Below are 25,170 nucleotides of genomic sequence, written 5' to 3'. Positions count from 1 at the left end.
GCGAAAATTACTCTACAGCATTTAGATACGTGATTCGCGATGAGGCCGGTCCGCATGCATAACGCTTTTGAGCTAGGTCAACTATAAGTGCGATTGCGGCAATGCAACATTGATATACATCAAATTCTACATCAATATTATTTAAATGAACTAATTGACAAGCAAGCGAATCGCAGTGCTCATTTAATAACAACATGGGGCTGGCGTGCGTAAAATCGGCCGCGCAAAGGGTGGGGAGATTGCCTGGAAAACAAGCGATGCTGCGCCATGGCGCGAGGCGCCAGGCGGAGAATGGTAAAAAGTGGGGGCCATGCTATTGCGTTGCAACATGGTCCGCCTTGCCTCACTGCTTATGGGAATGACAGGAGCGGCCTTATTTTCCCGATGTCGGGGCGGGACGCGAATACAGGTCGATGATGGTGCTGATACCATCCTGGCACACGGAGCAGAACGTCTCGCTGCGGTCGAACATGATGCACTGCATCTCGGGCCGGTAGTAGCCGGACGACTCGTAGTTCGCGCCTTCAAAGGCGCCCACCGCATGGCGCTGCGGCGCCTTCGAGAACAGCTGCTGCGTGTACGCCAGATCGGCCTTGAATAGGTCGCTCATCTCGCTTTCGGGACGGTTGGCCGCACGCAGGGCGGCGCGCTGCTTCTGGTATTCGCGCGCATGGCTGTCGTACGCTTCCTTCGGCCACGGCGTGGGCAGCGGCGTGCCCGCCTTGACTTGGTTCTTCCATTTCAGCCTGGCCGGATCGCGCAGCGCCGTGGCGTTCGGCTCCCACGGTTCCTGGCGTTCGCCATTCGACTGATAGGCCACGGGCGAGGTGTAGTACTCGTCGGCCAGGCCGGCGAAATGGTGGCCGAATTCGTGCACGAACAGGTAATTGGCCCAGTCGTTGTTCGCCGCCGCCGTGCTGAACTGCCCGAAGATGCCGCCGCCGCCATAGGTATCGTTATTGACGAGGATTTCAATGAACTCATACGGCGCGTACTGCGCCAGGTCGCGCAGTGCGCGGTTGTCCGTCGTCAGCACATAACGCTCGCTGCCGAAGATGTCGTAGCGCGTGCCCAAGGGTGACGCGTGATGCACGCCCGTCGAGGGACGCGATACGCCCGATTCCTGCGTCGGCACGGCCATGGCCCAGACATTGAAGTCCTTGGCCCGCTCGCGAAATGGCGAGACGGTGAAAAGATGGTCGGCCAGCTTGCGCGCCGTCGCTTCGAACTTGCCCATTTCGGCCGCCGTGTAGCCATCGCCCATGATCAAGAGGTCGACCTTGTCGCTCGATGGACCACTGATGCGGATCGGGATCGGCTTGACGGGCGCCGGCGGCTGCTTGCGGATCACGTCCGGCGCGGCCGGATCGACATCAGTGCTCCACACCACGGAAAACAGGCCGCGCTCGTCGCGCTTGAGAATGCGCACGCGCACCGGGTGCTCTGGCTGCGGGAAGCGCACGGATTCCTGGAAGGCGCGCGTCGTGGTTTTCGCTTCATCGGTGCTGGCCCATTCGCCAAAGATGGTGGAAAAACCGCGCGAGTACAGCACCTTGCCCGACTTGATGTCGACCACTTCCAGCAGGTTGTTGCCGCGGTTGCTGTCGTCGAGGGGACGCGCCAGGTTGCCCGGCCATGGCAGGGGTTCGACCAGCACGCGCTCGACCGCGTAATGCTCGCCCAGCGCATTGCCGCTGTGCTGGTAATCGAGACGCATGGTGGCCGGCTGGGCGGCACTGGCAGCGTGCGCGGCAGGGACGATGCCGGCGGCCAGCGCCAGCGCGCAGAGGAAGGATCGAATCGGAGTCTGCTGCATGTCATTCCTAAAACGGTAGAAAAACAGGTGAAGGGAACGGTTTTCCAAACAATCGGCGGGCCTGCCGGCAGGCGCGGGAAAAACCGCTGCGGCACATTGTAGCGACAGGAAGCAAGCGTGCAAAGCGCCCTTTTCAGACGGTTCGCTTGACCACGCGAGCCAATCGGCCTATATTAGACTGACCAATCGATTAATTAAAGGCAAGTCCATGCGCACCATCGATCCCGATAAACACGCGGCCCGCCGCGACGCCATTCTCGCCGCCGCGCGCCACTGCTTTGCGCGCAAGGGCTTTCACCAGACCAGCACCGCCACCATCTGCGCGCAAGCGGGCATGAGTCCCGGCAATCTGTTTCATTACTTCCCCAGCAAACAAGCCATCATCGCCGCCATCGTCGACCAGGAAGGCAGCGAGACGGCCGCCTACTTCGCCGGCGTGCAAGGCAGCGCCGATGCCTACGGCGCACTGCTCGACTTCATGGATTTGGTGCTGGCGCTGGCGGCCGACGGCGATTTTGCGGGGCTGGCGCTGGACATTGCCGCCGAAGCGATGCGCGACCAGGACATCGCGGCCAGGGTGGCGCGCAACGATGCCGTGCTGCGCGCCGGCGTGCAGGCGCTGCTGGAAAGCGCTGCGGCGCGAGGCCAGGTCGACGCCGCGCTCGCCCCCGCGCAAACGGCCGGCTGGATCGCCGCGCTAATCGACGGCATCTTCAACCGGGTCGCCGTCGATCCCGATTATGCACCGCTGGCGCAACGCGCCAGCCTGCACCTGCTGCTGGCGCGCTTCCTGCGCCCTGCCCTGGCATGAGCGGCGCCGTGCCAACGCCGCCCGCGCGCATCGCCGACGTCGACGCCCTGCGCGGCTGCGCCCTGTTCGGCATTTTGGTCGTCAATATCGGCGCCTTCGCCACGCCCTGGTTCGGCCTGGGCTTGACCGATCCCGCCTTTCACGGCGGCGTGGACCGCGCCACCCACTTCCTCGTCGCGCTGCTGTTCGAGACCAAGTTCTACCTGCTGTTTTCCTTCCTGTTCGGCTACAGCTTCACCTTGCAGATGCAGGCGGCCGCGCGCGCCGAGGCGCCGTTCGTGCCGCGCATGCTACGCCGGCAAGCGGGCCTGTGGCTGATCGGCGCCCTGCATGCCGTGTTCCTGTTCCATGGCGACATACTCACGACCTACGCCCTGCTGGGCATCGTGCTGCTGGCGCTGCACCGTTGCGGCGAACGCCAGGCACTGTCCCTGGCGCTGGTGCTCGTCGCCGTCTGCGTGGCATTCTGGGCGGGCATGGCCTGGCTGCAAAGCCTGCAGCCAGCGGGCGACACCGCCGACAACGCCGTGGCGATGGCGCAAAAGGCGGCAAGCGCGCTGGCCGCCTATCGCGCCACGCCGGCCGCCGTCATCCATCAGCACCTGCGCGAACTGAATGACATCTGGCTCGTCCTGCTGCTGGTGCAGGCGCCGTGTGCGCTGGCCATGTTCCTGTGCGGCCTGGCCGCCGGCAAGCGCGAGATGCTGCTGCACGCCAGCGATTATCTGCCGCTGCGCCACCGCCTGCTGTGGGCCGGCGCGCTGGCGGGGCTGCCCGGCGCCGCCTTCTATGCGTGGACGTCCGTGTATGGTGACAGCCAGACATGGCAGGTGGCGGGACTGGCAGTGGGCCTTGCCACCGCGCCGTTGCTGGCGGGCGCCTACCTGGCATTGGCGCTATCGCTGTTCGAGCGCCTGCGCGACGGCACGCTGTTTGCGCTGCTGGCCGACACGGGCCGCATGGCCCTGTCGAACTACCTGCTGCAGTCGGCCATCTGCGCCATGCTGTTCCTCGCGTATGGCGCGCGGCTGATGGGCAGTGTGTCGCCGCTCGGTGCGCTGGCGCTGGCCATCATCATCTTTTGCGCGCAGCTGCCATTGAGCCGCTGGTGGCTGCGCGGCCATGCGTATGGCCCCGTCGAGTGGCTGCTGCGGGCCTTGACGGTCGCCGCGTGGCCGCGCTGGCGGCGCCAGCACGCCACTTACTTGTAGCGGTACAGCGGCTGGCGCAGCTGGATCGGGCGGATGTCGAGGCGCAGCTTCAGCACCGAATACGCTTCCGCCTCGGTCGAGCTGTAGCCGACGCTGTTGACCGTTTTACTGAAGCGGAACTCGAAGCCCAGGTCCGGATACGGGTCGCGCGGGTTGCCGAAGGCGATGCCGATGGCTTCCTGCTGCGCGTTGTCGATCAAATTGCCCATTAGGTCGAGCACGGCGTTGTTGCCGAGGATATCGTTGGTAAACACGGGCTCGCGCATGTCGGGCTGGTTCGGATCGAGCTTGTTGTCGGCCTTGTCCGGCGACGGCGTAAACACGCGCGTGACGAGGTTGAATTTATCGCCCCGGTCCAGGTAGCTGATGGCGGCATTGCTGATATTGAAATTTTTCACGCCACGGTCGCTGATGGCGCCCGACAGGTCGATCAGCAGGGCGCCGCTGTAGCCGATGACTTCCACGTCGCGCATGGCGTCGACCACCATGGCGCTGTTTTCATCGATGCCCAGTCCCAGGTGATAGCCTTTTTTCAGCATCACGGGGATCATGCGCGCAAAGCGCCCGCGCACCAGCAAATGCTGATCGACAAAGACGTCGCTGCCGATGAAACCCAGGCCAGGCGCGATCTCGCGGCCGTCCGTCACGCCCATCTTGAGCATGTCGAGCACGGGCTTGGCGTCGTAAAACATGGTGGTGCTCATGATGGCGGCGCCGGCGCTGGAACCGGCGATCACGCCGCCGTTGCGGTAGACCGACCAGATGGCTTCCAGCGCGGCCGTGCGGCTGCCGTCCGGGCGCAGCAAGGCTTGCGTGATGCGTCCCTGGTCGCCGCCGGCAAAATAAATGCCGCTGGCCGACTTGATCTGCGTGACGATGGCCGGGTCTTCGGCGGCCTTGCGGTAATCTCTGTTCGGCAGCTTGACGGCCAGCGGCACGAAAAAGGCGTCGGCGCCGTACTGGTTCAGCTTTTTGATGATGCTTTCGCCCGATTTTTCCGGGTTCATCGCGGCCGAGGCCAGCACGGCGATGCGCGCGCCTGGCCCGCCCGACAGCTTGACGATGCGCTGCCAGACTTCGGCATTGTCGGCGCGCAGGCCGCCGCCGATGATGACGAGGGTGCCCTGCGGCGCGCTGCCGATGGCGCTGCCGCCCGGCGCCGCCACGGCATGGACGCTGCACAATGCCAGCGCGAACAGCAGCGCGGCGCGGAAGGTGTGATACAGGCTTGCGGATGATTTCATGGTGCCTTTCGAATACAAGGAAAGTGGCGCGCACTGGTTGATACAGGCACGCGCCCTTGCTGCCAATACTGCTGCTTGCAACCCAAATGCATCAAACTGCAATACTACTTGCTGCATATGACAGCGCTGTTGCGGTATCTCCTGCTTTTCCGCCTTATTTGAAGCTGTAATTGGCGCTGGCATAGAAGCGCCGGCCACGCGGGTCCGAATAAGTAGGGTCATAGCCGGACAGGAAGTAGTACGCCTGGTTCGAGTATGGCGGGCTGGTATTGAACAGATTCTGTATGCCCGCGCGCAGCTTGAACTGCTTGCTGACGGCGTACGCGCCCGACATGTCCCACAAGGTGTAGGCCTTGACCCGGTTCGGCTTGACGACGCTGCCATCGTCCGTGTTGATGGCCGAATTCTGGTCATCGTAGCCGCTCGAATACGTGTTCGACAGGCTGGCCGAATATGGGCCGTTGTCCCAGTCCAGCGTGATCGTATGGCGCCAGCGCTGCACCACGCCGTCCGTGACGAATTTATTGAGGTTGCTGATAAAGACCTCGCCAGGGCTGGTCTGGATTTTTGAATCGAGCACATACGTGCCGCTCAGGTGGCCGCCGAAACGTCCCCAGGCCGTTTTCACGCCGTGCAGATCAGCCGTGATATCGATGCCCGCAGCTTTTTGCGCACCGCGGTTTTCCTTGCGCAGTTCGATGTAGTCGATCAAGCCGTCTTCATCGCGGTGCACCAGGTCGCCGTACTTGGCCAGATTGCCGAGGATGATGTCGTCGCCGATTTCGCTGATCAGGTCCGTGCGCTTGATGTTCCAATAGTCGGCACTGAAGGTCCAGTGCGGGCTCGGTTCGAGCACCAGGCCGGCCGTGAACTGGCGGCTGCGCTCCGGTTTCAGCTTGTCGTTGCTGTAGCGGCGCGTATCCCAGTTATCGGCGCAGACGGAATAATCATTGTTCTCGCTCGCGCAATACACGGGATCGGGCAAGGTCGCCGTGCTGCTGTAGGCAGTGGGCCGGTGCAGGTCGGACATCGATGGTGCGCGGAAGCCCTTGCCGGCCGAAGCGCGCAGCAGCACCTGCTTGCTGGGCATGTAGGTCAGGCCGATCTTCGGACTGAGGGCGCCGCCCACCTGCTGGTAATGGTCATAACGGCCCGACAACTGCGCCTGCCACTGCTTGGTAAACGGCAGCAGCAATTCGCTGTAGATGGCTTGCACCTTGCGGCTGTCGCTGGTGGCCACGCCGCCTTCAGGCGCCGCGTCGTTGTTGATGTTGTCGCTCATCAGCAACGCCGACGGACGGAACTCGGTGCGTTCGCGCCGCACTTCGCCACCCACGGCCAGCGCCATGTCGCCGCCCTCCAAGGCCATCAGCGCGCGCGATGCCTTGAAGTCGAGCGCATCCATGGTGCCGCGCGCATGCCGCACTTCGTCATTGACCTGGATGCTGTCGAGCAGCGCCTTGCCCTTCGCGCCCGATGGGCCAAACGGGTTGATGTCGCCGGAGGCGATGCCTTCCAACAGCTTGTCGTACAGGACGTAGCCATGCGTATCGCGGTCCTTCACGACGTTGACGCTGTGATTGAAGCCCACGTCATAATCCCAGCCGCCGAGCGTGCCGCTGGCGCCCACCACGAAGCGCTGGCTCTCGCTGGTCAACTGGCTGGTGCGCATGCCCGCCTCGTTCAGCCGCATGCGCAGTTCCAGTTCGCGCGCAGTCGGATTGCCGTCTTCGTCGACGATGCTATCGAGGCCGGTATTGGCCAGCTGCGGCACCTTGCTGTAATCGAGATAGCCGATCACGCGCGCCGACGAGCCCACGTAATAGCTGCGCGAGCGGCTCAGCGCCACTTCCGCGTACAGCTGGTGGTCGTTACTCAGTTTCAGCACGCCGCGCGTGAGCAGGTTCTGCTTGTCCGTCTTCGGATACAGCTCCGTGTCGCCCATGTAGTCATAGGTACAGGCATCAACACCACCCGTTCCCGCCGGCAGGTACAGGTTGGCCGGCGGCGAACAGTTCGGGATCGACGGATTGATCTGGCGATTGGTAATCGGCTGGCCATTGAGCAGGAAGCCATTCTCTTGCAAATAGTCGCGCTGCTCCCCCGACAGGCGGATATTCGCCGGGCTGGTAAAACTCGACAGCAAATGCCCGAGGCGCTGCGGCACCTGCAGGTTCGGAATGAACTTGCGCTGCGAGGAACTGAGGCGGTCCGTTTTTTGCAGGTCGACCACAGCGAAGATATTGTAGCCATCCGTGGCCAGGTCGCCCGTGCCTGCCGTGATGTTGGCCGTGCGCTTGCCCGCGCCCCCTTCATCGGTGCGGCTGCCGTAGACGTTCAGCTCCACGCCCTGGTAATCCTTGCGCGTAATAAAATTGATGACGCCGCCGATGGCGTCCGTGCCGTACAGGGCCGAGGCGCCGTCGAGCAGCACTTCCACGCGCTGCAGGGCGGCGGCGGGAATGTTATTCAGGTCCACGCCCGCGTCGTCGCCGGGCGAGGCAAAGTTGGCCATGCGCCGTCCATTGAGCAGCACCAGGGTCGACGACGTGCCCACGCCGCGCAGGTTGGCGCTGTTGAAGCCGCGCTGGTCGCCGCCGATATTGATGCTGGCGCCATCGGTCAGACCGCCCACGTTGGCCGACACGCGCGCCATCAGCTCGGCCGCCGTCGTCACCCCCGCCTTCTCGATCTCGGCGCGCGTGATGACCTGCACCGGCAGCGCCGTCTCCGACTCCAGCCGCTTGATGGCCGACCCCGTGATCTCCACGCGCTGCATTTTTTTCGGTGCAGGCTCTTCATCCCGCACCGGCTCCTGTTTCTGCTCTTGCGCCTGCGCGCCGCCGGCCAGCATGCCCAGCGCCGCCGACACGCTCAGTGCACTCAGCGCGAGGCGCACGCCTTGCGCCAGCACCGACTCGCGCGGCAAGAGGCCACCGTCCTGTCTTTTCATCTGCATTGCCACTCTCCCCAATAATGATGCCTGATTTTTATAATGATTTTGCGACCGCCTTGCGTTGCTTTGAAGCTGTTTTCCGGGAGCCCTGCACGCCATGCTCGCCGCCGTACAGATAGGCGGCGATGACGTCGCTCAGGCGGGCCGCTTTTTCCACGTTCTTTTTGTTCGATACCATCAGCGCCACGGCCAGCGCCTCGATCATGGCCAGCGCCGTGCTGGCGCTGCTGGGCAGGACGGGATGGGTGCTTTGCGCATACAGCGCGTGGTCGGCCAGTTCGGCCAGCGGTGAGGCGGGAGAATCGGTGAGCGCCACGATGCAGGCGCCGCGGTCGCGCGCGAAGCTGGCCAGGCCGATGCAGTCGAGCGTGTAGCGGGGGAACGAGATCACCACCAGCACGTCGTGCGCCGTCAGGTTGACCAGATGGCCGGCCGCCACTTCCGAGCCGCCGATGCCCACCACTTCCACCACATGCGGGCAAAACGGCTGCAGATGCTGCACCAGCATGCCTGCCAGATTGGCCGACAGGCCAAAACCCATCACATACACGACCCTGGCGCGCGTCAGGCGGCGCACCACGGCCTGCATGGCGTGCGGCGACAGGGCATCGGACGTGGCGGCGATGTTCGCGGCCGCATATTCCAGGCTTTGCGTGACAGGCGAGGTGGCGCGCGCGCGCCGCTCTATCGTGCGGCGCAGTTTGTCGACTGGCTGCAACAGCGATTGCAGGGTTTCGGCCATGGCGCCGCGCATGGCCGAATAATTCTTCTGGCCGATGTCGCGCGCGAAGCGGCTGATGGTAGCGGTCGATACCTGGCAGCTGTCGGCCAGTTCCTCGATGCCCAGCGCCGTCACCCGCATCTGGTTGCGCAGCAGGTAGTCGGCGATCTGCCGCTGCGAAGCCGAGCCGCCGGCCAGCACGTGCATCAGCGCCTGCCCCAGCGGCGATTGCGCGAAGGCGGCGTCGGGCGACGCCAGCGCGGTGGCAAGTGGCTTGGGGACGCTGCTTCTGGCAGGACTGGCGGATGCTCTCATATCACTGGCGGCCTGTATTCTTGGGCACTGCGGATCACTGGCGGAAGGCGAAATCGGGTCGCTGGAACTTACTGTACTCATATCAAAAAGAAAACTCAACAAATATTTGTAAAAGGATTTTCATTGATTTACTTCGTGAAAATATTGCTACATAATCGACCGGAATCCATCAACCATGCACCTTTTCGGGGCACCCACCATGCAAGTACACCAGCATCCCATCTCCACCGCGCACGCCAGCGTAGCGTGCCAATTGAGCAGTTTCCACTTCGGCGCCGCGGCCGCCACCAGCCGCAGCGGCAAAAAGGTGTACATCCAGGCGGCGCTGCACGCGGACGAGGTGCCGGGCATGCTGGTGTCGCAATTCCTGCGCCGCGAACTGCTGGCGCTGGAAGCGGCCGGCAAGATCCACGGCGAAATCATCCTGGTGCCGGCCGCCAACCCGATCGGCCTGGCGCAAGCCATCCATGGCGCGCCGTTCGGCCGCTTCGACCTGACCACCGGCATCAACTTCAACCGCGCCTACCGCCACGTGGCCGATGAACTGAAAACCACGCTGGCTGGCCTGCTGGGACAGGATGCGCAGGCCAACGTGGCCCTGATACGCGAGCATGCGCGCGCCGCCGTCGCCGCCTGGCGGCCGGGCACGGATGCGGAGACCTTGAAGAAAACCCTGCTGGGCATGGCCATCGACGCCGACATCGTGCTCGATCTGCATTGCGATAACGAGGCGGCCCTGCACATCTACACGGGCACGCCGCTGGCGGCGCAGATCGCGCCCCTGTCCGCGCTCCTGGGCGCGCGCGCCGTGCTGCTGGAACTGGCGGCCGGCGAAGAGCCGTTCGACGAAGCCTGCAGCCGCTTGTGGTGGGATCTCGACGCGCACTTCGGCGGACGCTATCCGATTCCCGCCGCCTGCCTGTCGACCACCGTCGAGTTGCGCGGCGAAGTGGAAGTGAGCTACGCCCTGGCCGAACGCGACGCCGCCGCCCTGCTGCGCTTTCTCGCCATCGAGGGCGTGCTGGAGATAGCCGGCGCCGGCGACGACCTGCCCGCGCCGCAGTGCGAACCGACGCCGCTGGCCGGCGTGGAACCGATCCTCGCGCCGCATCACGGCGTGCTGGTCTATCTGCGCGAAATGGGCGAGGTGCTGGCCGCCGGCGACGCCGTGGCCGACCTGATCGATCCCGTCAGCGGCGAGACGACGACCTTGCGCTGCACGGTCGCCGGCGTCTTTTTTGCGCGCAGCGCCCACCGCCACGTTTTGCGCGGCATGAACGTCGGCAAGGTCGCAGGCGCCGTCGCCTTCCGCGGCGGCAGCCTGCTGAGCCAATAAGTGACACCCATGAGAAAATTCAAGCTACCCAATACCTTCGTCCTGCTGTGCGGCATTCTGGCCATGATCGCCCTAGCGACGTGGCTGGTGCCAGGTGGGAAATTCGACACCCAACTGGTCAATGGCAAACAGCTGATCATCCCCGGCACGTTTCATTACGTCGACAACAAGCCGCAGGGACTCGCCGCGCTGATGATGGCGCCCATCAAGGGCTTTGTCGACGCCAGCCTGATCATCGGCTTCGTGCTGATCGTCGGCGGCGCCTTCGCCGTGCTGCAAAAAACGGAAGCCTTCGATTCGCTGATCAAGGCCATCGCCAAGGCGCACACCAGTTCGCGCTTCGTGCGCGCCGCCATCATCCCCGTGTTCTTCACCATGTTTTCGCTGGGCGGCGCCACCTTCGGCATGAACGAGGAAGCGATTCCCTTCATCCTGATCTTCGTGCCGCTGGCCCTGGCTCTGGGCTATGACACCATCACGGGCGTGTCGATTCCCTTCATCGGCTCGCAAGTGGGATTTTCCGCCGCCTTTTTGAATCCGTTCAACGTCGGCATCGCGCAGGGTATCGCCGGCGTGCCGATCTTTTCCGGCATCGGCTACCGCCTAATCGTGTGGGCCATCGCCACGGCGGTCAGCATCGTGTTCTTGATGTGGTACGCGGCGCGCATCAAGCGCCATCCGGAAAAAAGCCCGACCTACCTGCTCGACATCGAAAAGCGCAGCGAGCACACACTGGACCTGAGCAGCTTTGCCGGCATGACGCGCACGCATCGCGCGGTGCTGTGGATTTTCATGGCGACCCTGCTGACGATGGTCGTCGGCGTCGTCAAATACGACTGGTTCATCGATGAAATCGCCGCCCTGTTCCTGGTGATGGCCATCGTCGTCGGCCTGGTCGGCCGGCTCGACATGGACAGCCTGGTGGCGTCGTTCGTGCAGGGCGCGCGCGACATGGTCAGCGTGGCGCTGGTCATCGCGCTGGCGCGCGGCACCATGATCCTGGCGCGCGACGCGCAGATCATCGACACCATGCTGCATGCATTGACGCCCCTGGTGGCGTCGTCGAGCCCCGTCTTCGCCGCGCAAAAGATGTTCTTCATGCAGTCAGTGATCAACTTCTTCATCCATTCCGGCAGCGGCCAGGCGGCGCTGACCATGCCGATCATGGCGCCGCTGGCCGACCTGGTGGGCGTGACGCGCCAGACCGCCATCCTGGCCTTCCAGTTCGGCGAATTCACCACGCCGATGATCCCCACATCCGGCATCACCGTCGGCGTGCTGGCACTGGCGCGCGTGCCCTGGATTACGTGGGCCAAGTGGATGATTCCGCTGCAGCTGATTTACCTGGTGCTGGCGCTTCTGCTATTGATTCCGCCGTGCCTGATGCAGTGGCAGTAAGCACGGCGGCACCATCGCCGTGGCTTTCTTATTTGCGGTACGCCTGTCCGTAGGCGCCATGGATGCAGCCCTTTGCCCAGTCGGCCATCAGGTCGTAAAACCCGGGCGTGATGACGGTGGACTTGCGCGTTCCATCCGGCGCCTGAACGTAGCCGCGCATGCCGTGATCGGCCTGCGGGAAAACGTAGACAGAGATGGCCTGGCCCTGGCCACGTAACGCCGTCAGGCGCTCCACGGTGACAGCCGGCGGTGCCTGGCGGTCGTCCTCCGCCAGGGCCCATAACTGCGGCGCCGTGACTTGACTGACAACCTGCACGGGATCGAGCGACCAGTCGATATCGAGCTTGTCGAACCGCGGTATGCCATGCTTTCGCAACTCCTCGGCCGGCATGCCCAGCAACACCCCCGTGTAGCCTCCCTTGATGAGGCCAAACCACGCTTCCTTGCCAAACTGCTGCTGGAATGCCGACAGGTCGTCCAGTCCATCCTGGTAGCTGGATTTCAGACCGCCATCCTGGCCTTCCAGTTCGGCGAATTCACCACGCCGATGATCCCCACGTCCGGCATCACCGTCGGCGTGCTGGCACTGGCGCGCGTGCCCTGGATTACGTGGGCCAAGTGGATGATTCCGCTGCAGCTGATTTACCTGGTGCTGGCGCTGCTGCTATTGATTCCGCCGTGCCTGATGCACTGGCAGTAAAACGGAACACGCCATTGAGCGATGCCGATGGCAGGCTGAAAAATGCTGAGGATGGCGGGAAGCTCGCGTTCCGCCTGGGCTGAAAAGGAAACGGGGGCGCCGCCCGTTCCGATTGCCGCTGATGCTGTACTGCTTGCTGCCGGTGCGATGTGGTGACTACGGATGCTGCTGATTCTGCCTCGATTGCACTGCCGCGCTTACAGGGCGGCTTTTTCTTCCGCGCTCAGGCGCTTGGCGCTGACGTACACGGTGTGCATGGTGACTTGCCCGGCGCTGGCGGCGATGGCGGCGATCGGTGCCGGCGCGGCGCGGAACTTCGGCACGGCGGCGGTGGCCAGGCTGGTGGCGGCGGCGATGGCGATGATGGCGACGAAGATGGCTTCCATGTTTTTAGCGATGTTCATGATGATGTCCTTTGAGTGGCTGGTTGTGTGCTGCGATGATTGAACTGTAGGCCGATCCCTCCTGAACCGCCATCGGATTGCGACCAAACGCACGATTCGCGGGACAGAATACAAACAGCCGGGATGGAACGTACAACGTACCCGCGCCGTGGCATTTGACGCTTGCCAGCCCCATTCCTGGCCATTTCAGCGCCCTGCAAGCCCCTAAAAGCCCTACCGCCGGCCAACCTTGTTTATAATCGCCCTACACTAAAGGACTTCTTTCATGACTGATCAATTCTCCAAAAAGGGCGAAGCCTGGTCGGCCCGGTTTTCCGAACCGGTCTCGGACCTCGTCAAGCGCTACACAGCTTCTGTATTTTTTGACAAGCGCCTGGCGCTGTTCGACATCGAAGGTTCGCTGGCCCATGCGGAAATGCTGCATGCGCAAGCCATCATCAGCCCGGCCGACTACGCGGAAATCCAGCGCGGCATGGCGCAAATCTCGCAGGAAATCGCCGCCGGCCAGTTCGAATGGCTGCTGGACCTGGAAGACGTCCACCTGAATATTGAAAAACGCCTGACCGAACTGGTAGGTGATGCGGGCAAGCGCCTGCACACGGGCCGCTCGCGCAACGACCAGGTGGCGACAGATATCCGCCTGTACGTGCGCTCCGCCATCGACGACATCACCGCCCTGCTGGCGACGTTCCGCAGCGCGCTGACGGACCTGGCCGAGCAGCATGCCGACACCATCATGCCGGGCTTTACCCACATGCAGGTGGCCCAGCCGATCACCTTCGGCCACCACATGCTGGCGTATGTCGAAATGTTCGGCCGCGACGCCGAGCGCATGGCCGACTGCCGCAAGCGCGTCAACCGCCTGCCGCTGGGCGCCGCCGCGCTGGCCGGCACCACCTTCCCCATCGACCGCCTGCGCGTGGCAAAAACGCTGGGCTTTGACGACGTCTGCCACAACTCGCTCGACGCCGTGTCGGACCGCGATTTCGCCATCGAGTTCTGCGCCGCCTCGGCAGTCTTGATGATGCACGTGTCGCGCATGGCCGAAGAACTGGTGATCTGGATGAGCCCTCGCATCGGCTTCATCGACATCGCCGACCGCTTCTGCACCGGCTCGTCGATCATGCCGCAAAAGAAAAACCCGGACGTGCCGGAACTGGCGCGTGGCAAGACGGGCCGCGTCTACGGCCACCTGACTGGCCTCTTGACCCTGATGAAAGGCCAGCCGCTGGCCTACAACAAGGACAACCAGGAAGACAAGGAACCGCTGTTCGACACCGTCGACACCGTCATCGACACACTGCGCATCTTCGCCGACATGGCCGGCGGCATCACGGTGAAACCGGAAGCGATGCGCGCGGCGGCCCTGCAGGGCTATGCCACGGCGACCGACCTGGCCGACTACCTGGTCAAAAAGGGCTTGCCGTTCCGCGACGCGCATGAAGCGGTGGCCCTGGCCGTGCGCGCCTGCGTCGACGCCGGCTGCGACCTGGCCGACCTGTCGCTGGAGCAGTTGCGCGCGTTTTCCCCGTTGACGGACGACGACGTGTTTGCCGTGCTGACCCTGGAAGGCTCCGTGGCCGCGCGCGACCACGTGGGCGGCACGGCGCCACGCCAGGTCCGCGCCGCGATCGCCCGCGTGCGTACGCAGCTGGAAAAATAAGCAGGGACTACTCTGCCTGACGCCCCGCCGCAGCAATGTGGCGGGGCGTTTCTCATGGCTATGTCACCGTCAGGTGTGGAAACGCTCCCAGCGTTGCCTTCAATAATGTTTCTGGCGAACGGATGCGCCCGGCATCTAGTATCCAGCGCCAGCCCAGGTAGTTCGGCAGGTAGCGCGTCGCGACACCGTGAAAGTGACCCAGCCATTGCCGCAGTCGGCTGTGATAGGCGTTGACGTTCTGCACATGGGCGGCACCCTGCACGCGGATGCCGGCGCGCAAGTTAACGGCCTGATGACTGATACCCGATTCTCGAGCGAAGGCCCGGTAGGCGGCATGGCCGTCGGTGACCAGCAAGATGTCCTTGTCGATGACGGGCAACAGGCAATGATGCAGCTGCGCTTTCGTCAACGCGCCTTTACCCGTAACGAAATCGAGGGTTTGTCCTGTGCGGTCGCGCGCTACCAGGATGCAGACCTGCTCATTGGAAATGCCACGCTTGTGGGCATGGCCGCCCCGGCAGCGGGCCGGACGCGTCAGATGCCGCGATCCCTTTTCCGATTCCAGCACATACAATTCGTCCGCTTCGGCAATACCATGCAGGCAATGGGGCCGGTCTGTCTTTGCCAGCGATAAAAAACGGTGACGCCAGCGGAACGTGGTGTTGCGGTGTACGCCCAGCTGTAACGCCGCCTTGCGCACAGAATCGGATGCAAGAAGGCAATCGGCGTAGTCGAGCCACAACGATTTATGCCGCAATCGGGCCAGCGGCGTACCGGTGAGCGCATTGAAGGTGCGGCCACATGGCACACAACGATAACGCTGCAGTCCGTGTGCATGACCGTGCCGGTGCGCATGATTGCTGTTGCAGGCGGGGCAGGCCAATCGCGGCTGGGCCACATTTTCCAGCAGCGCGACGGTCGCGTCGTGTAGCGCGCTGCCCCGCAGCAGGGCAATGCCTGCCTGTCGCTGGCGGCGGTTCAGGGCGGCGAACTGGGCGATAAAGGTTTTCCACTGGCTTGGCTGCATGGAAGGCTCCCGTTTGTCTGCGATGTACAGTCAGACAGCAGGGGCACAGGAAGATTCCTGGGACTTCCCCTACTTAGCGGGGACAGAGCCTTTCTCATTGCGCGACGATTTTCGACAGCACGGAAAAGGCGGCCCCCGTCTGCGACGCCTCCAGCAGCAAGGTCAGTTCCGTATAGGTGCAAATGATGTTGATCAGGTTGATGCGCTCCCAGGCCAGGCGCTTGAGGATGGCGTGATACACGCCCGGCGTATAGCAGGTTTCGGGCGCCAGGTGCAGGGTCACGGCCGTCACCCGTTCCAGGCGCGCCAGTTCCTGCTCGCCGCCAAAGACCTCGTCCACCAGCGCATGCAGCGAACGGCTGCAGATCACCATCACCTCGTTGACGCCGCGCGTGACGGTAATGAAAGTGCCGCGCTGGGGTGCGGCCAGCGCCAGCAACTGGCGCTGGCAGTCATAGGTCTGGTCGGAATAGCGGTAGGTAAAAATCATCAACTCACTGCGCGTGGACAGTTCTCCCGCGCGGTGCGCCAGCACGATCTCGCCGCTTTTCTGCTGCGGCATCCGTTCGGCCAGGCGGCGCAGCGCCATCACCACGGCGGCCTGCCCCACCGGTTTCCATAAGTCGCTCTGCAATTGCGGCTGCAACTGGCGCGCCAGTTCCGACAGGTTCAGCAAGCCCCGGCCCAATCCCTCGCTGAGAAAGGCCGATTCCATCACGATCTGTTCCACTTTGGTCGCTATCGAAAGCATAGTTCGTCAGGCCGGTGATTCCGGTGCACGCACCAGGAGCCGGCAACCCTTCCTGAAAAAAGGATGCACTGCGCCAGCGGCCACGCCGGGCGGCGCGGTCGGACTCACTGAAAAGTCCCCCTCGCGGGGGAAGAGCCGGCTGGCGGCGGCTAGGAAGGCGGATGCAGCATGAATGCCGCTCCAGAGGGGAAATGGCTGAAACCAACAGCAGAAAACAGAACTGACGTCATGTGAAACTCCCGATTTTTTTCCCGATGCGCTGTATCTGGACGCGGTCATTGCCGCGTGCGCTTTTTTTGTCGTCGCCTGGTCCACTGGGGACAATGCGAAGAGCTAGTGTAGATCGCAACATTTAGAAAATGCAACAGTGTTTTTCCAACAGAGCGCGCCATTAGGGGAAGTAGTCCAAAACAAAAGTTACAGCTTGTGGTAGATCAAACTTTCCGATGATGCAGCGTCGATAAATGTTCAATTCTTAACAAAAATTCGCCTGGTGACCCATTTCTTGAATTTTTTGACATGGCGATCTCGACAAGTTTAGTGTCTCCCTACCCGGCGTCACGCCACCACAAAACGGCAGGCTATCCGCCTGTCAGGCACGCCGGGGTGGCCATCAGGCATCGCGGCCAGCTCATTCACCATTTCCTTAACCGATACCATGGAGCAGAAATGAATTTACGTTTGACGATAGTTGCCGCATCCATCGCCGCCCTGCCGCTGATGGCCACCACGGCGGACGCCGCCACGCCGCTGCCACAGACCCTGATGGCTGCCCCGGTGACCCTGGCCTCTCCACAAGAGAACGCCGGCCTGGTCAACAAGCTGGCCGCGCAGGCACGCAGCCGCGGCTTGAATACCGAGCATGGCTTTGCCGTCGGCGCCCAGCATCCGGGCGTCAGCGGCACGCGCGTGAGCCGCGTACAGCACACCTACAAGGGCTTGCCCGTCTTCGGCTCCGAGACGGTCGTGGTCAGCAACAACGCCGGCGACATCGTCAGCGAATCCGTGTCGGACCGCGCGTCCGGCCTCGGTAGCGGCGGCGTCAATTCCGTCACCCGCAGCGCCACCACCGATATCGACACCACGCCGGCCGTCAGCGCCGCCGCCGCCATCGCCGCCGCAGTGAAAAGCATCGGCGTGCAGGCCGTCGACCACGTGCCGCCGCATGCGCAGCTGCTGATCTACCCCGTCATGAAAACCGTGCGCGTAGCCGGCGCCGAGAACAAGTCGGAAGCCGCGCTGAACGCCCTCGACGTGCAGGACGTGGTCGACCACTACGAGCTGGCCTACCTGGTGCAAACGCGCATGATCAGCGGTAGCAAACCGGTCTACTACGACACCGTCGTCAGCGCCAGGGATGGCCGCATCCTGCGTCAATGGAAAGCCCTGAAAACCGTGGCCGGCATCGGCAACAGCCAGTACAACGGCCAGGTACCGCTCAACACCACGCTCACGGGCAGCACCTACACCATGAAGGACCCGAGCCGCGGCACGGGCGGCAGCTTCGGCGGCATGGCCATCACGAACGCCAACCACGGCACCACCTCGGGCAGCGTGTACAGCAGCACCAGCAACACCTGGGGCGACGGCCAGCAATACATCAACGGCGGCAGCACCACCAACGCCAACGGCCAGACGGCAGCCGTGAACGCGATGTGGGGCCTGATGAACACCTACGACACGCACAAGAACGTGCTGGGCTGGTCCAGCCTGGATGGCAACAACACGGCCACCCACATCGCCGCCCACGTCAACACGGCCTACGACAACGCTTATTACGACAGCAGCTGCAAGTGCATGTACATCGGCGACGGCGGCAGCTCGTTCAACAACCTCGGCTCCATTGACGTGATCGGCCACGAAATGGGCCACGGCATCACGGACGCCACCTCGGGCCTGATCTACTCGCAGGAATCGGGCGGCTTGAACGAATCGAGCTCGGACATCGCCGGTGAAATGGTGGAAGCGTATGCGCGCGCCGGCGGCACGGGCACGACCATCCCCAACACGGGCAACGATTGGATGACGGGCAAGGAAATCGCCAAGAATGGCCAGCCGCTGCGTTGGCTGTACAAGCCAAGCAAGGATGGCAGCAGCCCGAATGCGTGGAGCAGCACCATCAAGAACCTCGACGTCCACTACAGCAGCGGCCCGAACAACCGCATGTTCTACTTCCTGTCGCAAGGTTCGAACTCCACATCCAGCAGCGACTACTACAGCTCCTACCTGAACAAAAGCCCGCTGGCCATGACCGGTATCGGCAGCGACAAGGCTTACCGCATCTGGTTCAAGGCCGCCACCACCAAGTTCACCTCGTCGACCAACTACGCCGACGCGCGCAACAAGGTGCTGCAGGCAGCCGAGGAACTGTATGGCGTGGGCAGCGCCGAATCGATCGCCGTCAAGCGCGCGTATGCGGCCATCAACGTGGGCGCCGACGTCGATGAATCGACGACGGGCGGCGCGGTGACCATCACCAGCCAGCCGGCCAGCATCACCGTCGCACCGGGCGCCACCGCCTCGTTCGCCGTGGGCGCGGGCGGCGGTACGGCACCGTACACCTACAAATGGTTCCGCAATGGCGCCGTGATCAGCGGCGCCACGTCGCCTGCCTACAGCTTCACGACCGTGGCGGCCGACAGCGGCGCCGTGTTCAAGGCAACGGTGACGGATTCGTCCTCGCCTGCCGTGACGGCCACGTCGAACAACGCCACGCTGACGGTGGGTACGAGCAGCGCCACCGAGCGCGTGACGAACGGCGGCTTCGAGTCCGGCGCCACGGGCTGGAGCGGCACCACGGGCGCCATCGGCACCTTCACGGGCCAAACCGCGTACGAAGGCACGCAGTACGCCTGGTTGGGCGGCAATGGTGCCACGGCCAGCGAATCGCTGACGCAAAGCGTGGCCATTCCGGCCGCCGCCACCTCGGCCAGCTTCAGCTTCGCGCTGCATATCGACACGGCTGAAACAGGCAATACCGTGTACGACAAGCTGGTCGTCACCGTGAAGAACAGCGCCGGCACGGTGCTGGGCACCCTGGCCTCGTACTCGAACGTGAACAAGGCGGCCGGCTACCAGATCCGCACCTTCGACCTGATCGCCTACAAGGGCCAGACCGTGCAGATCTCGTTTGCCGCCACCGAGGACGCATCGCTGCAAACCTCGTTCGTGATCGACAAGGTCAGCCTGGTTACCCAGTAAGCGGCTGAAATGCGGGCAAGCCATCGATGCAAGGCTTGCCCGCACGGCACGATTGATTTCCTGGCAATTCCAGTCTACCCTGAGGCAGTGATTGCCTCTTGCCTGCTGCCGGTACCCGCGACGAATTGAACTTTTTTTGGATTGTTCCTGACCGATGCCTACTTCGACCTTGTCCGCACGCGCGTTCCCCCATTCCAGCCTGTCCATTTTTACGCCCGCCGCCATGCTCGCCTGACGCGATCATGCAGTTCCACCTCCAGGTGCAGGGCCCGGCGGGCAGCCAGGCGCTGGCCATCGATGCCGCCAGCGAGGCCGAGGCGATCCGCGCGGCCGTGCGCGGCGGCTGGCGCGTGCTGGCCGTCGACGCCGGCGCCGCGCCGGACGCGGGTGCCGCGCCGCGTCCCGGCAAACAGGACCTGCCCCTGCTGCAATTCAGCCAGGAGCTGCTGGCCCTGCTCGAAGCGGGCCTGAACCTGGGCGAGGCCATGGCCACCCTGCACAACAAGGAAACGCGCGCAGGCGCCAGGACCACGCTGGCCGCCATCGTGCTGACCCTGCAGCAAGGGCAAAGCTTTTCCGACACCCTGGCCGATTTTCCAGACATCTTCCCCGACATTTACATCGCCACCGTGCATGCGGCCGAACGCTCGGGCAACCTGCCCGAGGCGCTGGCCCGCTTCGTCGGCTACCAGCTGCAGTTCGACGCCATCCGCAAAAAACTCATTTCCGCCGCCATCTACCCGTGCATGCTGCTCGTCGTCGGCGGCCTGGTGACCCTGTTCCTGCTCGGTTACGTGGTGCCAAAATTCAGCGTCGTCTACGAAAGTTCGGGCCGCGAGATTCCGTGGATGTCGCAAATGCTGCTCGGCTTTGGCCAGACCCTGGCCGCGCATCCGCTGCTGTGCGCCAGCGCGCTGGCCGCCGTGGTGGCCGCCGTGGTCTTCGGCATCGCCAACCGCGCCATGCGCATGGCGCTGGTGCTACGCCTCTTGCGCCTGCCCGTGCTGGCCGGGAAAGCGGCGGAATTTCGCCTGGCGCGCTTCTACCGTGCCCTCAGCCTGCTGCTGCACGCCGGCATCCCCCTGCACAAGGCGCTGGCCATGGTGGCGCCCATGCTGCTGCCGGCGCAGCAGGAGCAGCTGGCGCAGGCGCGCCGCGCGGTACAGGAGGGCATGCCGTTTTCCACCGCGCTGGAACACGCCGGCATGGCCACGCCGGTGGCGCAATCGCTGCTGAAAGTGGGCGAAAACACGGGCCGCCTGGGCGACATGCTGGAACGCTCGGCCAAGTTCCACGACGAGGAATTCGCCCGCTGGGTGGACTGGGCCTCGCGCCTGCTCGAACCGCTGTTGATGACCATCATCGGCGTCGTCATCGGCGGCGTGGTGGTGCTGATGTACATGCCGATCTTTGAACTGGCGGGGAGCTTATCGTGACGGTTTTTACCATGCGGTGCCTGCCATGAACGCGCGCGAAGAAGAACGGGCCGTGCTCGATGCGGCCATGCTGCGCCAGGCCCACGCCAGCGCGCTGGCACAGGGCCGCCCGCAGATGGCCGTGCTGCAGGAAACGGCAGCCCTGCCACCCGACGTCTTCCTGCGCCAGCTGGCCGCCCTGTTCCGCTACCCGGCCTGGACGATGGCCGAGCTGCAGGCCGCCTTGCCCGCCTTCGGCCTGCTGCCCTACACGGATTGCGCCCAGCGCGACTGCGTGCTGCTGCAACCTGGCGTTCCCGGCGCGCCGCCCGTGCTCGTCATCGGCAACCCGTTTGCCGAAGATTTGCTGCAGTGGGCCGACTTCGCCCTGTCCACACCTTTCACGGTGGCGCTGGCGCACCCGGACGACCTGGCCGCCTATCTGCTGCAGCAGGAAAGCGTGCAGCAGGCGATGCAGGAAATGCAGCACGGTGATGATGTACCGGGCCTTGACCAGAGCATCGAGGACATCTCGCTCATTCGCATCAGCGAAGACAGCAGCCCGGTGGTGAAACTGGTGAACTCCACCATCTACGACGCCCTGAAATTCCAGGCCAGCGACATCCACCTCGAATGCGACGTGGCCAGCCTGGTCATCAAATACCGCGTCGACGGCGTGCTGGTGCAGGCGGGCCAGGTGCAGGGGCTACAGATGGCCGAGCAGATCATCTCGCGCATCAAGGTCATGGCCGATCTCGACATCGCCGAGCGCCGCATCCCGCAGGATGGCCGCTTCAAGGTGCGCGTGAAAGGGGCGGAGATCGATTTCCGTGTCTCCATCATGCCCAATATCTTTGGCGAGGATGCCGTGCTGCGCCTGCTGGACCGGCGCGCGCTGACGGAAGCGGCGCAGGCGCTGCGCCTGGAAAGCCTGGGCCTGAACGAGGACGCCATCGAGCAGATACGCCGCCTGGCCGCCAAGCCGCACGGCATGCTGCTGGTGACGGGGCCCACGGGTTCCGGCAAGACCACCACCCTGTACGCGGCCATCACGGAAATCAATACGGGGCGCGACAAGATCGTCACCATCGAAGACCCCGTCGAATACCGCTTGCCGCGCGTGCTGCAGATCCCCGTCAACGAAAAAAAGGGGCTGACGTTCGCGCGCGGCCTGCGCTCCATCCTGCGCCACGATCCCGACAAAATCATGATCGGCGAAATACGCGACGATGAAACGGCGCAGATCGCCGTGCAGGCCGCGCTCACGGGCCACCTGGTGTTTACCACCGTGCACGCGAATAACGTCTTCGACGTGGTCGGGCGCTTCCTGCACATGGGCGTCGACGCCTACAGCTTTGCGGCGGCCCTGAACGGCATCGTGGCGCAGCGCCTGCTGCGCCTCAATTGCGCCCACTGCGCCATCGACGCCAGCGCCGAGGTGCTGGCCGATGCGCAGCAATTGCGCGACAGCGGCCTGGCCCTGCACCAGGTGCAGGACTGGCAATTCATGGCCGGCAAGGGCTGCGGCCATTGCCGCGGCACCGGCTACAAGGGCCGCAAGGCCGTCGCCGAAGTGCTGATGCTCAGCGACGCGATGCGCGAAATGATCTGCACGCGCGCGCCCCTGAGCCAGATGAAGGAAGAAGCGGCGCGCAACGGTTTTCGCCTGGCGCGCGAAGCGGGCCTGGACCTGGTGCGGCGCGGCGAAACCACTTTAGCGGAGCTCAATCGTGTCACTTATTGAACGCCTTACCCGCGCCACCGTCTGCCTGCACCTGGCGCCGCACGGATTGCACGGCGTGCTGCGCCGCGCCGGCCGTCCCGTGCCCGACAGCGCCTTCCACCTGCCGATTGCGAACCCCGACGCCAGTTGGGAAGTGGCGCTGGCCGCCCTGCGCGGCTGGCTCGAACAGGATGGCGGCAAAAAACTGCCGCTGGCCGTCAGCCTGGCCAGCCGCTGGTGCGCCATGCTGATGGTGCCGTGGAGCGGCGCCCTGCTCGATGCGGCCAGCGCGCAGCGCTTCCTGCACAGCCAGTTCGCCGCCGTCTACGGCGATGGCGCGCGCGCCTGGCGCCTGACCGCCGACGATGCGCCCTATGGCAAGCCGCGCCTGGCCTGCGGCATCGATGCGGCCCTGCTGCAAGGCGTGCAGGAGGCGGCGACCGCGCATGGCCGGCGCTGCCTGTCCATCGAACCCATCGTCGGACCGGCCTGGCGCAGCATCGCCGGCGGCAAACCGGCCGCCTTCGCCCTGCTGGAAGCGGGACGACTGCTGCTGGCAACGACGGTCGCCGGGCGCATCACGGCCCTGCACAGCCAGTCTTGCGACGCCGCCTGGGGCGATGAACTGGAGCGGGCGTGGCGGCGCTGGAACTTGCGCGCACCGCAGCTGGACGCCATCGAACAGGTGGCGCTGCTCGACCTGAGCGGCGTGCCGCAAGCGAACGTGCCGGAGCGCTTCGTGCCCATCGCCGTGGCCAGCGGCGCCCACCTGATGCGGGAGGCCGCATGGGCCTGAGCCGCCTGGAATTCCTGCCGCCCGGCGTGGCACAGACCTTCAAGGGCTGGCGCCTGGCCCTGTGCCTGGCGGGCGGCCTGATGCTGCTGCCGGCCGCCGGATATTGGCTGGTGCAGGCGCAGGAAACGCGGCGCCTGGAAACGCAACTGGCGCAGCTGCAGCCAGCGCGCCCCGTGCGCGCGCCCCTGTCGGCGAGCCAGCAACGCGAACGCGACCTCGAACTGAAACAGGTGGCCGCCGCCGTGCGCCAGCTCAATCTGCCCGTCACGCGCCTGGTCAAGACAGTGCAGGCGCCGCGCGACGTGCGCGTGGCCTTGCTGGGACTGGACCTGAACGCGCAGCAGGGACAGGATGGCGCCAGCGTCCTGAAAATCGCCGCCGAAGCGGAGACGCCGCAGGACATGCTCAACTACCTGGCCTTCCTGAACCAGCAGCCCATGTTCAGTTCCGTGTACTTGCTCAAACATGAGATGAATGCGAACGCCCCCGAACACCCTTACCGTTTTCAGCTGGAGGCGCAATGGCGGCAATAAAACCCGTATTCAAAGCCGGCACGCCCGCGGCCCGTCCACGCCTGCAGCTACGCATGCCGCCGCGCCTGGAGTGGGAAGCGCAGCGGCTGGGGCGCACCCTGGGCTGGCCCAGCGCGCTCGGTGCGGCCTGCCTGGCGCTGGCCGCTTTCGCCATGCAGCAGGGCGATGCGCTGGCCGAACGCCAGCAGCAACTGGCGGCGCAACTGGCCACGGCGGCCAGACAATCGGCGCTGCCGCCGGCACCCGTCACGCTCGACGCGGATGCCGACAGCCTGGCCGCCTTTCACGCCTACCTGCCCGCGCATGACAGCATTCCCGACCAGTTGAAAGCTTTGCTGGAAGTGGCGCAAAAGAGCGGCGTCACCCTGGCCAAGGCCGACTACAAGCCGCAGGACGACGGCAACACGGCCTTCCTGCGCTATCAGATCACCCTGCCCGTGAAAGCCGAATACGCGCAGCTGCAAACCTTTATCGTCGACGCCCTGCAGGCGCTGCCGACCCTGACCCTGGACTCCGTGCTCTTCAAGCGCGAGCAGATCGAGGCGGGCGAGATCGACGCGCGCATCCAGTTCATCCTGCTGGTGAAAAAAGCGGAGGTGCGCCGATGAAAAAAGCCGTATTGGCAGGCGCCGCCGTGGCGACCTTGCTGGCCGCCCTTTTCGCCCCCGAGGATGAAGGTAGCATCGTGGGACCTGCCACGGCCACCACGCGCCAGGTGGAGCGGATGGCGGTCGCGCCGCTCGCTGCAGTCGCCGCGCCGCCAACCCATCGCGCGCTGGCCATCGAACCGCGCCGGGCGCTGGAAGACGAGGAAGCGGCCACCCTGTTCGCCAAGCAAAGCTGGCAGCCGGAGACGCCGAAAAAAATCATGCTCGACCAGCAGGCGGCGCAGGCCGCGCTGCCCGCAGCCCGCGTGGATGCGAACGCGCCGCCACCGCTGCCCTTTCAATTCTTGGGCCGCTTTGTCGACGAAGGCAAGGCGACCTACTTCCTGCAAGCGGGTGAACGCAACGTCGTGGCGCGCCCAGGCGACACGCTCGAAGAGCGCTACCGCTTCGACGGCGTGGTGCAGGGTTCTCTGCAATTTACCTATCTGCCGCTCAACCTGAAACAGACACTCGCCGTAGGGGACCTCAATTGAAACGACGC

21 protein-coding genes are annotated in these 25,170 nt (G+C 64.3%); 13 read left to right on the top strand and 8 right to left on the bottom strand.

Features of this window, described 5'->3' with window-relative positions; all coding sequences use genetic code 11:
• Positions 1-373: 373 nt before the first annotated feature.
• The gene (locus ACPJXG_RS03285) at positions 374-1,816 is read right to left on the bottom strand and encodes a M64 family metallopeptidase (protein ID WP_425253398.1); all 1,443 of its coding nucleotides are present in this window, start codon (positions 1,814-1,816) and stop codon (positions 374-376) included.
• 208 nt (positions 1,817-2,024) lie between these two features.
• On the opposite strand from ACPJXG_RS03285, the gene ACPJXG_RS03280 reads away from it, so the two are divergent.
• Together ACPJXG_RS03280 and ACPJXG_RS03275 are read left to right on the top strand one after the other, a co-directional pair.
• Positions 2,025-2,627, top strand: coding sequence for a TetR/AcrR family transcriptional regulator (locus tag ACPJXG_RS03280; protein ID WP_425253397.1), 603 nt, complete (start codon positions 2,025-2,027; stop codon positions 2,625-2,627).
• Positions 2,624-3,838 (top strand): DUF418 domain-containing protein, encoded by a 1,215-nt coding sequence (locus tag ACPJXG_RS03275; RefSeq protein ID WP_425253396.1) that lies wholly within the window; start codon positions 2,624-2,626, stop codon positions 3,836-3,838. Before ACPJXG_RS03280 ends, ACPJXG_RS03275 begins: the two co-directional genes overlap by 4 nt.
• Here ACPJXG_RS03275 and ACPJXG_RS03270 read toward each other — a convergent pair.
• The 3 genes from ACPJXG_RS03270 to ACPJXG_RS03260 all read right to left on the bottom strand — a co-directional run bounded on the left by ACPJXG_RS03270 (position 3,829) and on the right by ACPJXG_RS03260 (position 9,074).
• Complete coding sequence (locus tag ACPJXG_RS03270; RefSeq protein ID WP_034780338.1) at positions 3,829-5,082, bottom strand: cyanophycinase; 1,254 nt, start codon at positions 5,080-5,082, stop codon at positions 3,829-3,831. The two genes, ACPJXG_RS03275 and ACPJXG_RS03270, sit on opposite strands and share 10 nt — an antisense overlap.
• A 154-nt stretch (positions 5,083-5,236) precedes the next feature.
• Positions 5,237-8,041, bottom strand: a complete 2,805-nt coding sequence (locus ACPJXG_RS03265; protein WP_425253395.1) for a TonB-dependent receptor — start codon at positions 8,039-8,041, stop codon at positions 5,237-5,239.
• Between the two features lie 31 nt (positions 8,042-8,072).
• Positions 8,073-9,074 (bottom strand): MurR/RpiR family transcriptional regulator, encoded by a 1,002-nt coding sequence (locus tag ACPJXG_RS03260; protein ID WP_425253394.1) that lies wholly within the window; start codon positions 9,072-9,074, stop codon positions 8,073-8,075.
• A gap of 199 nt (positions 9,075-9,273) precedes the next feature.
• Here ACPJXG_RS03260 and ACPJXG_RS03255 point away from each other — a divergent pair, with 199 nt between their 5' ends.
• A complete protein-coding gene (locus tag ACPJXG_RS03255; protein WP_278317057.1) occupies positions 9,274-10,410 on the top strand; it encodes a succinylglutamate desuccinylase/aspartoacylase family protein in 1,137 nt (378 codons plus the stop codon).
• Positions 10,411-10,419: 9 nt separating this feature from the next.
• Positions 10,420-11,808: a YfcC family protein gene (locus ACPJXG_RS03250; protein ID WP_035822251.1), complete on the top strand. Its 1,389-nt coding sequence runs from the start codon at positions 10,420-10,422 to the stop codon at positions 11,806-11,808.
• 28 nt (positions 11,809-11,836) lie between these two features.
• Here the strand turns inward: ACPJXG_RS03250 and ACPJXG_RS03245 are convergent, their stop codons facing one another.
• A complete protein-coding gene (locus ACPJXG_RS03245; protein ID WP_425253393.1) occupies positions 11,837-12,199 on the bottom strand; it encodes a hypothetical protein in 363 nt (120 codons plus the stop codon).
• Between ACPJXG_RS03245 and ACPJXG_RS03240 the strand changes: the two genes are divergently transcribed.
• Entirely contained in the window at positions 12,173-12,508 is a 336-nt protein-coding gene (locus ACPJXG_RS03240; protein WP_425253392.1) for a hypothetical protein, read from the top strand. The genes ACPJXG_RS03245 and ACPJXG_RS03240 overlap by 27 nt on opposite strands.
• A 197-nt stretch (positions 12,509-12,705) precedes the next feature.
• Here ACPJXG_RS03240 and ACPJXG_RS03235 read toward each other — a convergent pair whose 3' ends face one another.
• Entirely contained in the window at positions 12,706-12,912 is a 207-nt protein-coding gene (locus ACPJXG_RS03235; protein ID WP_099401655.1) for a hypothetical protein, read from the bottom strand.
• Between the two features lie 265 nt (positions 12,913-13,177).
• Here ACPJXG_RS03235 and argH point away from each other — a divergent pair, with 265 nt between their 5' ends.
• Positions 13,178-14,575, top strand: coding sequence for an argininosuccinate lyase (gene argH, locus ACPJXG_RS03230; RefSeq protein ID WP_176387342.1), 1,398 nt, complete (start codon positions 13,178-13,180; stop codon positions 14,573-14,575).
• A 58-nt stretch (positions 14,576-14,633) separates the two neighbouring features.
• Here argH and ACPJXG_RS03225 read toward each other — a convergent pair whose 3' ends face one another.
• On the bottom strand, positions 14,634-15,602 hold the full coding sequence (locus ACPJXG_RS03225) for an IS1595 family transposase (RefSeq protein ID WP_099401657.1): 969 nt from the start codon (positions 15,600-15,602) through the stop codon (positions 14,634-14,636).
• Between the two features lie 94 nt (positions 15,603-15,696).
• Positions 15,697-16,353: a hypothetical protein gene (locus ACPJXG_RS03220; RefSeq protein WP_035822266.1), complete on the bottom strand. Its 657-nt coding sequence runs from the start codon at positions 16,351-16,353 to the stop codon at positions 15,697-15,699.
• 669 nt (positions 16,354-17,022) lie between these two features.
• On the opposite strand from ACPJXG_RS03220, the gene ACPJXG_RS03215 reads away from it, so the two are divergent.
• From ACPJXG_RS03215 to ACPJXG_RS03185, 7 genes are all read left to right on the top strand, one after another.
• The gene (locus tag ACPJXG_RS03215; protein WP_425253391.1) at positions 17,023-19,554 is read left to right on the top strand and encodes a M4 family metallopeptidase; all 2,532 of its coding nucleotides are present in this window, start codon (positions 17,023-17,025) and stop codon (positions 19,552-19,554) included.
• A gap of 242 nt (positions 19,555-19,796) precedes the next feature.
• A complete protein-coding gene (locus ACPJXG_RS03210) occupies positions 19,797-20,990 on the top strand; it encodes a type II secretion system F family protein (protein WP_425253390.1) in 1,194 nt (397 codons plus the stop codon).
• Positions 20,991-21,015: 25 nt separating this feature from the next.
• Positions 21,016-22,713 (top strand): GspE/PulE family protein, encoded by a 1,698-nt coding sequence (locus ACPJXG_RS03205; RefSeq protein ID WP_425253389.1) that lies wholly within the window; start codon positions 21,016-21,018, stop codon positions 22,711-22,713.
• Positions 22,700-23,488, top strand: a complete 789-nt coding sequence (locus ACPJXG_RS03200) for a hypothetical protein (protein ID WP_425253388.1) — start codon at positions 22,700-22,702, stop codon at positions 23,486-23,488. The genes ACPJXG_RS03205 and ACPJXG_RS03200 overlap by 14 nt, the downstream gene beginning before the upstream one ends.
• Entirely contained in the window at positions 23,479-24,021 is a 543-nt protein-coding gene (locus ACPJXG_RS03195; RefSeq protein ID WP_278317064.1) for a hypothetical protein, read from the top strand. Before ACPJXG_RS03200 ends, ACPJXG_RS03195 begins: the two co-directional genes overlap by 10 nt.
• Complete coding sequence (pilO, locus tag ACPJXG_RS03190) at positions 24,009-24,629, top strand: type 4a pilus biogenesis protein PilO (protein ID WP_425253387.1); 621 nt, start codon at positions 24,009-24,011, stop codon at positions 24,627-24,629. The genes ACPJXG_RS03195 and pilO overlap by 13 nt, the downstream gene beginning before the upstream one ends.
• Complete coding sequence (locus ACPJXG_RS03185) at positions 24,626-25,162, top strand: hypothetical protein (protein WP_425253386.1); 537 nt, start codon at positions 24,626-24,628, stop codon at positions 25,160-25,162. Before pilO ends, ACPJXG_RS03185 begins: the two co-directional genes overlap by 4 nt.
• The last annotated feature ends 8 nt before the right edge of the window (positions 25,163-25,170 follow it).

The organism is Janthinobacterium sp. NFX145, from assembly GCF_049810325.1.
Taxonomy (GTDB): Bacteria; Pseudomonadota; Gammaproteobacteria; order Burkholderiales; family Burkholderiaceae_D; genus Janthinobacterium; species Janthinobacterium rivuli.
This window is presented reverse-complemented; position numbering and strand designations above follow the sequence as displayed.

Coding starts and splice junctions, on each gene's coding strand:
- ACPJXG_RS03285 (WP_425253398.1), bottom strand. CDS start 1,816: ATGCAGCAGACTCCGATTCGATCCTTCCTCTGCGCGCTGGCGCTGGCC.
- ACPJXG_RS03280 (WP_425253397.1), top strand. CDS start 2,025: ATGCGCACCATCGATCCCGATAAACACGCGGCCCGCCGCGACGCCATT.
- ACPJXG_RS03275 (WP_425253396.1), top strand. CDS start 2,624: ATGAGCGGCGCCGTGCCAACGCCGCCCGCGCGCATCGCCGACGTCGAC.
- ACPJXG_RS03270 (WP_034780338.1), bottom strand. CDS start 5,082: ATGAAATCATCCGCAAGCCTGTATCACACCTTCCGCGCCGCGCTGCTG.
- ACPJXG_RS03265 (WP_425253395.1), bottom strand. CDS start 8,041: ATGCAGATGAAAAGACAGGACGGTGGCCTCTTGCCGCGCGAGTCGGTG.
- ACPJXG_RS03260 (WP_425253394.1), bottom strand. CDS start 9,074: ATGAGAGCATCCGCCAGTCCTGCCAGAAGCAGCGTCCCCAAGCCACTT.
- ACPJXG_RS03255 (WP_278317057.1), top strand. CDS start 9,274: ATGCAAGTACACCAGCATCCCATCTCCACCGCGCACGCCAGCGTAGCG.
- ACPJXG_RS03250 (WP_035822251.1), top strand. CDS start 10,420: ATGAGAAAATTCAAGCTACCCAATACCTTCGTCCTGCTGTGCGGCATT.
- ACPJXG_RS03240 (WP_425253392.1), top strand. CDS start 12,173: ATGCTTTCGCAACTCCTCGGCCGGCATGCCCAGCAACACCCCCGTGTA.
- ACPJXG_RS03245 (WP_425253393.1), bottom strand. CDS start 12,199: ATGCCGGCCGAGGAGTTGCGAAAGCATGGCATACCGCGGTTCGACAAG.
- ACPJXG_RS03235 (WP_099401655.1), bottom strand. CDS start 12,912: ATGAACATCGCTAAAAACATGGAAGCCATCTTCGTCGCCATCATCGCC.
- argH (WP_176387342.1), top strand. CDS start 13,178: ATGACTGATCAATTCTCCAAAAAGGGCGAAGCCTGGTCGGCCCGGTTT.
- ACPJXG_RS03225 (WP_099401657.1), bottom strand. CDS start 15,602: ATGCAGCCAAGCCAGTGGAAAACCTTTATCGCCCAGTTCGCCGCCCTG.
- ACPJXG_RS03220 (WP_035822266.1), bottom strand. CDS start 16,353: ATGCTTTCGATAGCGACCAAAGTGGAACAGATCGTGATGGAATCGGCC.
- ACPJXG_RS03215 (WP_425253391.1), top strand. CDS start 17,023: ATGAATTTACGTTTGACGATAGTTGCCGCATCCATCGCCGCCCTGCCG.
- ACPJXG_RS03210 (WP_425253390.1), top strand. CDS start 19,797: ATGCAGTTCCACCTCCAGGTGCAGGGCCCGGCGGGCAGCCAGGCGCTG.
- ACPJXG_RS03205 (WP_425253389.1), top strand. CDS start 21,016: ATGAACGCGCGCGAAGAAGAACGGGCCGTGCTCGATGCGGCCATGCTG.
- ACPJXG_RS03195 (WP_278317064.1), top strand. CDS start 23,479: ATGGGCCTGAGCCGCCTGGAATTCCTGCCGCCCGGCGTGGCACAGACC.
- pilO (WP_425253387.1), top strand. CDS start 24,009: ATGGCGGCAATAAAACCCGTATTCAAAGCCGGCACGCCCGCGGCCCGT.
- ACPJXG_RS03185 (WP_425253386.1), top strand. CDS start 24,626: ATGAAAAAAGCCGTATTGGCAGGCGCCGCCGTGGCGACCTTGCTGGCC.